Origin of the sequence: Pantoea sp. BS_8, assembly GCF_041954965.1 — a bacterium.
Taxonomy (GTDB): domain Bacteria; phylum Pseudomonadota; class Gammaproteobacteria; order Enterobacterales; family Enterobacteriaceae; genus Pantoea; species Pantoea stewartii.
This window is the reverse complement of the sequence record NZ_JAVAXU010000015.1, coordinates 37,721-49,619: the sequence shown is the minus strand read 5'-3', so window position 1 is coordinate 49,619 and position 11,899 is coordinate 37,721. Positions and strand designations below refer to the sequence as shown.

The 11,899-nt window shown below is 53.5% G+C and carries 6 protein-coding genes; 2 read left to right on the top strand and 4 right to left on the bottom strand.

The annotated features are described in order from the left end of the window. Positions 1-288 precede the first annotated feature (288 nt). Complete coding sequence (locus tag RAC65_RS20300) at positions 289-840, bottom strand: hypothetical protein (RefSeq protein ID WP_375097137.1); 552 nt, start codon at positions 838-840, stop codon at positions 289-291. A 216-nt stretch (positions 841-1,056) separates the two neighbouring features. Here RAC65_RS20300 and RAC65_RS20295 point away from each other — a divergent pair, with 216 nt between their 5' ends. Both RAC65_RS20295 and RAC65_RS20290 read left to right on the top strand, forming a co-directional pair. Further along, on the top strand, positions 1,057-1,434 hold the full coding sequence (locus RAC65_RS20295) for an Ltp family lipoprotein (protein ID WP_375097136.1): 378 nt from the start codon (positions 1,057-1,059) through the stop codon (positions 1,432-1,434). Between the two features lie 274 nt (positions 1,435-1,708). Continuing rightward, a complete protein-coding gene (locus RAC65_RS20290) occupies positions 1,709-2,071 on the top strand; it encodes a hypothetical protein (protein WP_375097135.1) in 363 nt (120 codons plus the stop codon). Positions 2,072-2,276: 205 nt separating this feature from the next. On the opposite strand, the gene RAC65_RS20285 is transcribed toward RAC65_RS20290, so the two are convergent. The 3 genes from RAC65_RS20285 to traD form a co-directional block, all read right to left on the bottom strand. After that, positions 2,277-3,074: a DsbA family protein gene (locus tag RAC65_RS20285; RefSeq protein WP_375097134.1), complete on the bottom strand. Its 798-nt coding sequence runs from the start codon at positions 3,072-3,074 to the stop codon at positions 2,277-2,279. Positions 3,075-3,175: 101 nt separating this feature from the next. Further along, the gene (mobF, locus tag RAC65_RS20280) at positions 3,176-9,169 is read right to left on the bottom strand and encodes a MobF family relaxase (RefSeq protein ID WP_375097133.1); all 5,994 of its coding nucleotides are present in this window, start codon (positions 9,167-9,169) and stop codon (positions 3,176-3,178) included. After that, positions 9,166-11,781 carry a type IV conjugative transfer system coupling protein TraD gene (gene traD / locus RAC65_RS20275; protein WP_375097132.1) on the bottom strand — a complete coding sequence of 872 codons (2,616 nt, stop codon included), beginning with the start codon at positions 11,779-11,781 and terminating at the stop codon, positions 9,166-9,168. The genes mobF and traD overlap by 4 nt, the downstream gene beginning before the upstream one ends. Between the last annotated feature and the right edge of the window lie 118 nt (positions 11,782-11,899).

Sequence of the window (11,899 nt, the reverse complement as noted above, 5' to 3'; positions counted from 1 at the left end):
ACTGAATAATCACTAAGCGTACCGGATGGATAAAAAAAACTCATATTTAGTCGGTCTTTAAGGTTCAGGAAGTACGTATGTGTCCTGATAAATGATCCAACGCATGGCGGTGCGTTCAGACCACGTCCATTTTCGAAAGGCTGTATCTGTTAAGGAAAGGGGTGACGATCGCAATGGATCACACCTAACAGTGAGGGAAATCGTTTGAGTTAGTGCTGAACATATATGCTAACCCCCATTCACGGGGAACGGGGCTGTCTGGACTTTTGTTATAATCGAATAAAGTAATTAATATCGCTTAATTAACTCAATATATTTTCTTCGGATTAAAAGTGGAATCCGAGGATTGAATTCCATTGCTAGCGTATAACCGTCATCTTTTTCAAATTCGTTCAGATGCTGACCAGTCATAAAATTGTTCTGATGATAGTCATGCAGGTAGTTATGAAGCGAGATAAAAAAATCATTAAAATTTATATCGTAATAACATTCTGACATGACTTGCGACTCATAATGATAAGCGCGACGGTTTGGGAACATGTTGTCCAGATAGGCCAAAGCTCCCTCTTCAATTCTTTTAAGCTGCTCTCCCGTTGTGCCTACAAAACATTGAAATGCACAAAAAATGTGATAATTGGGATTGGCCGAGCTATATGAGCGGGATCTCAAATCACCCATGGTAAGCCCTACCTTTGCATAATTGGGGTCCCTTATATCAGCTCCCAGGTAAATCCAGATGTTGGGAGACTCAAAGTTTGCCTTATCACGCCCCTGGACGACGGCCATTTTGTAATCGTCGTCAGGAATATGAAGGTCGTATGTCTGCGTTGGCTTTCTCATAAATTCCTCTTCGTAACCGGCTTATGTCTGTGTTGAGCTTTGTAATACATTTTTCCATTTCTATATGCATTTCAAGCCCGAGCCAATAATATAAATATTTTTAAAGTTTTACCCAAAACTGACCGATAAAACCCGAAGACCTGACACCCTAAAATTTCGTCGCTGAAAGGCCTTCGGGTTCGTTAGAGGAGCCGTATAGATTATGGAGATAATTATATGAAATTTATGAAGATAGTTTTGACTACCTTTTTGTTTGTCTCAGCCCCCACGTGGGCGGGAGATCTGACCGGGCCTCAGAATAATGCCGCCAGAGCCGCGAAGCAGTATCTTTCGATGTCGGGCTTCTCACGAGATGGGCTTATACAACAACTCTCATCGGATGCAGGCGATGGTTTCGATATTTCTGACGCCACAGTAGCAGTAGACAGTCTTAATGTTGACTGGAACCATCAGGCTGTTAAATCGGCGAAGCAGTATCTCAGCATGATGGGCTTCTCGTGCAAAGGCCTCATTAATCAACTTTCTTCAAGTTCCGGAGACCAGTTCACCGTTGACCAGGCCACTTACGGTGCAAAACAATCAGGTGGCTGTTAAAAAACGGCGTGTTTCAAACTTCACCGTGAACGTGACTAAAAGCCAGGCACAAGCACGTCCAGTTCCGTAAACAGTAGTATGGCTTAACCCTGGCAGCACAATTACGACGCCGGGCAATTTTTACTTTCCGGCCGCTTTGTTGATGGCCGGCCGTATGAAGGTTTTACAGAGTAGTCTAGCTGCAATAAATTTTTTAAAAGTACTTAGCGTTAATAGTTATCTGCACAAAAAAAATCGACTTTTCCAACCCCGTAGAAACGACAAGGAGACGCCAATGAAAAGCACTGAAAAATTAGAACTTAACACAAATACGATTTATCACATTGTTAAAGCCTTTTATGGGAAAAACTTTCCCTATCCAACAGCTTTTTCAGCAATCGAAGCAATTAATCTTTCTTTTTCTCAAGGGGCATATGGCAGAGTAGTGCCAGGCAGGTTTGACGTTGATCCTCATGAACATCCGGTATATGTAGGCATGCATAATGAGTACACTCCCGTATTTAATGATCCAAAGAACTGTGCTGACTTGGTAGAAGATGTCAAACAGCTACAAAAATGGCTTCGTATTCATGGCTTTATTTCAGAAAATGTTGCTACAGAAAAACTCATCACAACCAAAGATTTGCCTTTCAGATAATTAACAAAAATCAAATTTCACTCGCTAAGAGTTGACCTTCTCAGTTCAATTCATACTGCAACCTTAAGAGAAGCAAAGCCCGGAAGCTGATTTAGCTTTTCGGGCTCTAAGTTCTGAAAACTTACCTATCCCCTGCAACGCCGGCACCTTTAATAATCCGGCACTGTTGTTTTCAGACAGTACAATCCACCCTGCCAGGAATTTCTTACTTTCCGGCCGCTTTGTTGATGGCCTGCAGCATGACCGCTTCGCTGACAACGCCCGGTATGACGGTTGTGTTCTCCGGGCTGGCATTTTCTGCCGGCATGACGATGATGCCCGGCGTACCCGTCAGCCCCAGCAGCTCTGCCAGAGAATCATTACTGGCAATGAGACTGTCTGATTTTGCATAGTCCTCAGGTTTCTCCGGTCCGGCCCCGGCTTTCTCTGCAGCGGACTGAATGTCTTCAGCCGTCAGCTTGCCCTCATTGTGCCCTGTCCGGTAGATGCCGTTGTGATAAGACATATAGGCCGCAGCGCCATTCTGCCGGAACACGTCAAGACCACGTCGGGAGGCCTGAGTGGACTCCGGAAAACGGGAGGCAAAGATAGTCCAGTCTCGGAATGCAAACCTGACATTCGGATTACTGGCCATAACTTTTTCCATCACTGGCGACATCATGCTGCAGGCAATGCATTCGTAATCAAAAAACTCCGTCACAATGACCTTTGAGTCAGCGGGACCTGTCACCGGCACGCCGTCGAGCTGCATCAGCAGCCGGTGGGCTTTAACGGCCGCACCGACGTAGGCCTTTTGCTTCATCTCTTCCTGCCGCGCCTGAAGCTTTTTACTGACTTCAATCAGGACATCCGGATGCGCAACCAGATAGTCAGCCGCAATTTCGCCGATACGGGCCTGCTGCGCAGGCGTAAAGTCCTCTGCTGCAGCCGTCGGTGCCGCCTGGACAGCACAGCTAATGCCAGTGGCCAGCATCACTGCCGCCAGTTTTACGTGTTTTTTCATAAGGTTCTGTTTTCTCTTTCAGGAATTCAGGTGGATTAACTTGCTGGCTGTTTCGCCAGATTTCGGGAGCTGCAGGGCCGTGATAATGCCCTGCATGCGTATCAGCGCTCTTTCTGAATGTTGCGGGTAATCTCAGGCACAGGTTCTTCACGCTCCCGGCCGCGTCCTTCTGCTGGCAGGGTAGGCTGACTCTGTCTTTCAAGCTCACGCGCCGCGCTGGCAATGGCGCGCTCCGACAGGTCGGCCTGCGCTCTGACAGGGGCCTGCACAGACCGGTCAAGTTCTTCTGTCGCCTTCCGGATGACAGATGCCGGTATGGCACCCGCAGCGCCCGTCTCAGCAGGCAGACGAATATCACCAGGCAGGCCTGCGTTCGCCAGTGCACTGAGCACCGCACTGGCTGAAGCCGCAGTCAGACCTCCCTGCGACGAAAGCTCGCCGGCAGCCTGGCCGATAAGGCGTGCATAATCCGGTTCCTTTTCCCCCGGCAGCGCCGGGATGTGCTGCTTAACCGACTCCATGACGCGTGTCAGAAGTCGCATATTCAGCGTCTCCTTTTCGGCATCCGTTTCCGGCAGTTTTACCACAACCTGAGCCTCAGCCATAAGCTGCTTCGCAAGCTTCTGCATCTCTGCCATTCCGTCCGGCTCTGTTTTTTCGGGTAGCTTTATGTCTTCCCTGGCGGCGTCTGTAGCCAGCTTTCTGGCCAGCGCTTTCATATCGGGCTCTCCAGCCCGCTCTGACCGGTTCGTTTCGGGCAGTGAGAGCGACGCACCATGTGATTTTTCAAGCGCCGCGAGGGCCGCCTGCAGCAGGGCTGACTCGTCGCGGACGGGACCATCCGGAGGCAGGTTTCTGAACATGTCCGTTAACTCATGCTGCACAAGGCTCACCAGCGCAGCGTCGGAACGGTATGCCCGTTCTGGCTGGCCACCGGCGACTTTCAGCATCCTGTCAGTCGGTGTTTTACGGCCGGTCTGAAGGATGACGCCGGTATGGGGATGCGTCCTGGCAGCGTCAAGCCCCTGCCCCAGTGACGTGACTATCATCGTTTCTCCGTTCCGGCTTTTCTGCAGCACAGCAGCCTGCGCTTCGCGGGTAGCCAGCTCCCTGCCCGCACCTGTTGTCATCTGACCAGCGTCCGCACTGATCGGGTAGAGACTGACGCCGGCAGTCTTGCCATTGCCGTCAAAGACCGGCAGGGCAAGGTGGGGTTCCGGATACTTTTTAGTGGGGGGGATAATTCGCACGGTTAACGGACTGTTTTTAAGCCCATGCTCCCGCAGAAAGGCCCGGCCTATGGCCGTTTTTGACGCCGGTTTTCCCATACCCCAGATAAGTCTTGCCTGAGAGCGTTCAGGCTGAGGATCGATGGCGTCGTGCGCCGTTTCAGGGCCGTTATCCCTGTTACGAAGCGTGGCCATCCAGTCTGCCATTCCGTCCGTGTAAATCTGTACGTGGTCAACCGCACGGGAGATGCTGATGTAAAAAGCGCGCATACCGCTCATGCGCTGACGTGCCCCCTCAGTACCTTCAAGCGCAATGACGTACTCTGCACTGGCCCCCTGAGCACCGTATCCCGTTACCGCCCACGCATAGTCAATATGCTGGTCTGCAGTTACCTTCCCCGGCTCTATGACCTTTTCCCCTGCTGCACTCCTCAGTACCACCTCGCCATTATCCCGTAGCGCCTGTACCCGATACTGTTCATGTGCGGTGTGTCCGGCCTGTTTCTGCGTTTTGGTCATGCGCAGACTGTCGCCAACCCGCAGCTCCAGGCTTTTGCGTTCAAAAACCTCGATCTCCGTGGCATTGAGTTCAGCCGGTGAATAAAACTTTGTCCTGCCGTCTTCATCCCGTAACACGATGCGGTTAATACCCGAATCAACAGCCGTCACACTGAGATAGCTGTCGTTCACCATAACCACCTGCCCTGACTTCCAGGATGACGTGCGGTTAAAGTCATGCCTGCCGCCCGTGACACGCTCCAGAACAGGAACGTTTACGGCTTTATTACCCAGCTCCTTCGCCTCAAACAGCCTGTCATGAATGCCCTGATTGATTGCCCGCCTGTCTTCGTTCAGCTGTGCGATGATCAGGGTCTTTTCCCTTGCCCCTGCCGTTCGCCCCATGTAGTCCGCAACGATGGCCTCCACCGGCGCTTTGGTTTCAGTAACAGAACGTTCCGGCTGTACCACGCCGGCTGCACGCGGAACCGCAGAGGGCTGGACCTGCATGATTTTCTCAATCGCAGCCGCTGCCTTGTTCTCGATAACGCTGTAAACCGCAGATTTGAGGTTTTCATCACGCTGACGGACGATTTCTTTCATTACGGCAACGTCGATGGGACTGCGCTCCTGAACCAGCCTGAACGGTGCACCGCTCTCGGGCGAGGTGAACTGCGCGATGTCCCCGACCGACACCGCCCGGCCGTTGCCGGTCGATATGGCCTTGTAAGCCACGGCCGTGTCCTGGTTTCCCAGCATGGAAGACTCATCGATGAGGAAAAGCGTGTTTTCAAAGCGGACGCTTTCACCCGCAGCCGTGCGCTGCTGCCAGTCAACGATGAAAGACTTCAGGGTCTGCGCCTCGATGCCGACGCTGCGCATTTCCTTCACCGCCCGGTGCGTAGGCGCCAGCCCGATTATTTGTGGCCGGGAGCCATCCGGGAGCGTGTCCAGCGCAGCTTTAACCGCCCTGAACTGGGTGGTTTTACCCGTACCGGCATAGCCCTGAACGGCAGTGAACCTGTCCTTACTCTCAAGTATCAGCCGCGTGGCATCAGTCTGGCCAGCCGTCAGTCCCGCCGTCACCGAACCACTGACGTTCTGCATCAGGGCAGGCACTGCATTTTTTCCGTCCGCGATTTCCCTGACGATGGTTTTTTCCATTTCCCAGGTCGCGCGGGCGACGTAGCGGAACTCACCACCAACCTGAACACGTATCAGATCCCTGTCGGCTACCTGCTGGTCAAACTGCTTCTGCAGATCGGGAACGCCTGGCCCGAACTTCATTGCCTCCTTGAGCAGTTCGACCTCAGTAAAAGCCACATCACGCATCTGCTCAACCGCGCGCGAAAACGCCTTCTGCACGTCTGTCTGCAGGCCGCTTTTAAGAGCAGTCAGTGCTTCTGCTGCGTCATCCCTGCCGCTGGCCTGGCGGACCAGAGACAACGGAGAACGGGTTGCACGCATCCGTGCGAGTCGGTCTTCTGCCCGGACAAGAGGCTCCCCCGTAAACACTTCGGCTTCGTGGCCAGAGCGGGCAAGACTGTTCATCATGTTGGCCGTCAGATCGCGGCCGTTGAGGCTGGCCAGAACCATGCCACGGTCATTGTCCTGGCTTCCCGGGGCGGACACATAGGCGTGGGTCAGATAAAGCGGCCGACCGGTTTCAACCCGTACCGGCTTTTTCTGTCCGTCACGCAACAGTGTTATCTGGCCGTCGCTGACGGACTCAACCGTCAGCCGATCGCGCGCCTTAATTCCTGCCGGCTTGTCGCCGGCGACGGCAAAGAGACGCTCGCCGCCAGCGACCTGCAATGATTCACGCTCAAAGAGCCGCCAGTCACCAGTGAGCTTCCGGATGTCCTGTACCGTCTCAACACCATCGGAATCAACCAGTGACAGTTGACGGCTTTTTTCATGAACCCGGTCAATGACGTAATGACGTGTTTCGTTTTTATCCGATCTGTCCTCCAGAACCTGCCCGGGACGGTAGGTACTGGTAAGCTTTCGGGTTTTAGCGGACGTAAAAACAGGAATACGCGCTTCTACGGTCACCTCTTCATGTCCGAGTTTACCGGCATCTTTAAGCGCCGAACGGATCTGATCGTTCAGCTGCTGCTGTTCACGTTCGCCGACGACCGTCGCCGTCAGTGCGGTTTCCGGACCGCTCAGCTCTGCATAACGCGTGGCCAGCGCCTGATAGCGATCGCGCTTGTCCGCGATACTGATAACGCGGGTTTCCAGGCCGGACGACGTTTCGCTCAGGGAAAGCCGCGGCACACCGGACTGTTCAAGAACCGACAATGCGCTGGTTGCCGACGTGCGGCCGGCTCCGTCCAGGAACAGCAACTGCGCATTCTTCTCCAGTGCTTCGCCGGTCAGCACGAGCATTTCTTTCAGGCCCAGTCGCTCGGCACCCTCAACCACAAGCGTGCTCTGTGGCGTAAGGGTAAAGCTGCTGTCCAGAATTCGGCTGCGGTGCATCAGGTTATCTTTGAGTAAATCTGATTTACCGAGTGACAGTGCACGCTCTGCAGAACTGGCCATGACCATCACATCTCGCCCGTGGGCACGTGACAATGTCACCAGCTGTTCAGCGGTTTCACGCTGACGCAGAGCAGATGAGGGGGAATTAAGGATGGCCACCGGTGACTGAAGAGCCTGAACGAAACGCTCAGGGACTTCACTTTTCGGCGTACGGAAGCTGGCCACAACATTTTCTTTGACCGCATCGGCAGCCACAGACTGTAATGACAGCTCATCCAGCAGGTGGATACGAGACGTAAACACGCCCTTTTCCGCATCCAGAGGGACAAGCTCGCCGCTGCTGATCACCTCATCAAGCGCGCGTTTCAAATCCGGTATTTTTTCTTCGTATTCGCCTGCGCTGAACGCGGTCACCAGAAGATCGCCGTAGGTAAAACGCGTCTGACTGTCGCTCAGAACTGAAATCGCTTCCTGTACTGACCAGATCGCATTTTTGCTGATATCCGCCTCGGGTTCAGTCTGCTGCACCTCACGGGACTTCGCCTCACTGATGACTTCCTGAATGTCAAAATCCAGCTTCTCCATCTGGCTTTTCCAGCGCTCCTGAAGACGGCTGCGGCCCCGTTCAGTTTCGGGCTTGGCAATGGGCTCCTCATCCTGAACCGGTGTCATGTCGTGGTTCTTTGTATTGCCCGTTCGGTCATCTGTCAGCGCGGGTTCAGCAAGCATCAGTTCAGTTGTACTGGTTGTGGAATGTTCAGGTCCGTACGCCTTTTCCGGAGAATCATCTCTTCTGGCCAGATTTTCGTTAAGCGGGCCAGTAATAAGCCGTTCTTCAGCGCCGGCAACCTTATCAGGGAGGCCTGAGCCGGAGACGTCCGGCTCGCCGGAATGACTGATGACTTTACCTGCGGCTTCCGGAGAGACACTGTCATCTTTGTTGATACCGCCAGCCTCTTTCAAGGCGTCGGCCTTAACCTGCAGTGGCGTACGCTCATCCCGAACGGCCGGCGTGCTGTTTTCAGGAACCGTTTTAGGGTTTACGTCATCCTCACCATAGCGATCGAGAGACTGTTTTCTCTGGCGGGTATCGAGCGCCGCCACATCGCGGCTTTTCAGGCTGGCCTCGTCCCCTACGCTTTCGCGTATTTCCCTGTGCCGTGAGGAGAATTCTTCCAGCACAGTTTCAGTAAAACCTTTAACCTCCCACATGTCATGCGGTCCGCCAGTCAGCACCGTTTCATAGCCCAACGCTTCGGTTTTCCCCTTCAGCGAGCTGCGGTAAAGCTGGCCAAACTTCACCTGATGCTTGTAAATCGTCTCAATAAATCCCGTTTTGTGAATGTAGTCGGTGGACAGGGCTTTCCACTTGCCCTCATGTTCGGTGGCGTTCACGATCACGGCATGGGTATGAATCAGCGGATCGAGATTGCGCGATGTGTCATGGGTGAACAGTGCCGCCACCATTTTTTCGGTGGGTATAATGCGCGTTATGCCGTCCTTTGTATCCCTGACGCTGATCAGGTTTTCAATCACCCCCAGCGTCTCTTTCACCGCTTCGTGGTGAGCCTCCAGCAGGCGTTTGTCGCCACCGGCGAGAATGAGCATGGATATACTTTTGGGCGCGGAAAACGTCAGATCATGGCCGGGCCGGTGGACGTGGGAACCCTGAACCTCTTTGCCCAGTTCGACGCCGTTCGGCAGTTTACCGTGCAGGACGTCTGTAAACGTCTGCAGGTCCACTGGCCCCTCCAGTCCCAGCTCTTTTGCACCCTCGCCCAGCCACTGACTCTCCAGGTCATCAAGAAAATAGTAATTGTCTTTGCTGCTGTAGTAGCTGGCAGCATCGGCGGCCGAAGCCACCGGCGCAACGGTCATCATCTTTCATGCCCTCCGGGTTCATGATGTTCTCCCATTTCCTGCCAGACCTCGTAATCTTCACGGTGGCGCAGGATGTTCTTTTCATCGTCAGCCATTTTGTAGTTGGCCTGCCGGTACTGATCAGCGTAGGCCTCCTCCCTGCTGTCGGGACCGGTTTTCTGATGGCCAGCCGTATGCACAATCAGCTGACCGGCATCGTCTTTTTCCGCCAGCATTTGCAGATCAGGTGCCTCCCCCTGAGCGGACTCATCAGACGTCGCTGATTCATCACCTGTCGCAGGCTTGCTTGAACGCTGTGCCAGCAATTCAAGCGCGCTCGCCGTTCTGACCGGTGATTTAGCATTTGCGGGAGAAACGGGAGGTTGGGTGGCAGGAAGTACGGTTTTATCTGCCACCGGAACGGACGTCTGAGGACGTGCTCCGGAGCGATCAGCTGCAGCCTCTTTACCGACCGACGCCTGAGAGAAGCGGCCAGGAAAAGCCCTGACGTTGTCCGGCAACCCGCCTGCAGGATTAGGTTCATCGATATTCGGTGTTAAATTGGCTGCGGGTTTACTGACGTTTACGGCACCCGACCGCTGAGGTTCATCCACAGTCACTGAACGCGCTTTCGTCTGTACCGGCTTAACCGGGGTCTGCATTTCGTGCGCGGGTTGCTGCTCACGAGCGTCAGCAGCAGGCGCAGAGGCGACGTTAACTGCATTTGCCGGTTTAGGGTTTTCAGCTGGAAAAATGGTTTCAGCGGTCGGAACTGTCCCCGCTTCCAGATTTTCATCGCCGGTCGGGAAACGAATGCCCAGGCTGGCAGCATCACGCTCGTTCTGACTGATGATTTTTTCAAGCTCAGGACTGAGGTTGTCTTTGAAGTCGCGTTCAATCAGCGCCGGATGGTATTTCTTCTGATTGCGGTACTTCAGGCTCAGTTTCACCACAGGATACTCGCCCGGAAGACGTACAAAAAAACGAAGATTGGGCAACTTCATGATGTTGTCGTAATCAACGATGGGCTCCCTGACCTTGTCCTTGCTGATTGAGATACCGTCACGCTCCTGCGCCAGACCAAAGCTGTTCTGCTCCCGGGCTTCTCGCCGGCGTTGATAGCCCAAATCTTTTTCGACCATCTCTGCCACCTCTGAACTGGGAGAACGGCCGTAAAATCGCGTGTTCAGAAGGTCGAAAATCGACTTGGCCATTTCCCGGCCGTAGACGTTGACCAGCTGAGGCATGTTCTGAATACCCAGCACAAAGCAGGCACCAAACTTACGGCCCTCGGCCATGTGTTCCCCCAGATCCGGGAGTTTTTGCAGGCTCAGAATCTCATCGCCGATAATCCAGACACGTCGTTTGCTGTCTTCGCCCATGCTCTGAAGAAAAATAGTCGCCAGTGAAAGCCACATGGTTATCAGCGGGCGGACGGATTTGCGGTGACGGGCCGTGGTGGAAATAAACAGCCAGCTCCTGTCGTACTGCTTTTCAGTCATCCACTCCCGGATACTGAACTCCGGTTTGCCCTCTTTATCGAGACCCTGCAGGTAGCGCAGAGACTTGGCGTAGTTGGTCAGAACCGAGCGTATTGAGATGGCGGTTTTTTCAATTTTTTCCTCCACCAGGTTGGCGGAGGGCGTGTTCTTCAGAAATTCCCGCAGGCTTTTCAGATCGATGGACAGTAGTGTTTTCAGAAACTTTTCATAATTACGTTGCGGGTCGGGGGCAAACTGCATAGCGGTGTCACTGAAGATAGTCCGGGAAGACGAAACCCAGAACGGGTCCGAATCACCCTCGACCGGCATCAGCGCGGCCGTCATGTTCTCGTAGTCCACCACCTCACGCCCTTCACGCCACAGCACCCAGTTTTCGCAGCGCCTGTCATGCGTATTCAGGATTTTGTCCAGACGTTCGTCATAGTGTGTTTCGACAAATGTACCGCCTGAGTCATAGATGATGGCGCGATCACCCCTCTTACGTATGTAATCCAGCAGCCAGCGAATGAGTGTCGATTTACCGACACCAATGGTGCCGTGAATGAGGAAGTTCATGACCTCGGCATTACGCACCATGTGTAATCCGCCCACCTGCAGGTCAGATTTTTCGCCAGCCTTTTTGAGCAGCCGGTTAATCTCTTTCAGACTATCCGTAAGCTCCATTCCGGATATAAATTCATCCGCACTCTCTTTTTTGCCTATCCGTCCCACATACCAGAATACGACGCTGAAAAGGACCATTGCCGCTACGCCGCACCAGAAGGCACAGTGTTTGAGATTCTGAATAAGCAGCGCACCCTGCTCCTGCATCCAGGGATTTGCGAGCAGCTGAGCGAGGGTAAGGTTAATGGTACATATTCTGTCTGGCTCGCAGTGCCAGCGGATATCCCACACGGGAGGACCGTCGTGCTGCATCAGCCGGATAAATCCGGACTGCATATAGCCCGTCCAGTACCAGAAGCCGTTTCGCAGCGTATCTTCCGGGGTGATGTACCAGAACAGGCCCAGCGTCGTCAGAACAAAAAACAACAACATCCAGTGTGAAATCCACTGGTTGACCTGTATGAACATTCGCAGGCGGTAGGCCGTTATCTGGCCGCCCTGAGTAAGATTTTTAGGTGTAAAACTCATGTATGGCTCCGTATCAGGCGTCAGAAAGTCCTGCGTGGTTATGCAGTCAGGTCAAACAGGAATTCAGATAAAAAAGATGTTCTCAGCCAGTCAGGCCGGTTCAGAAGTGGGACCGACG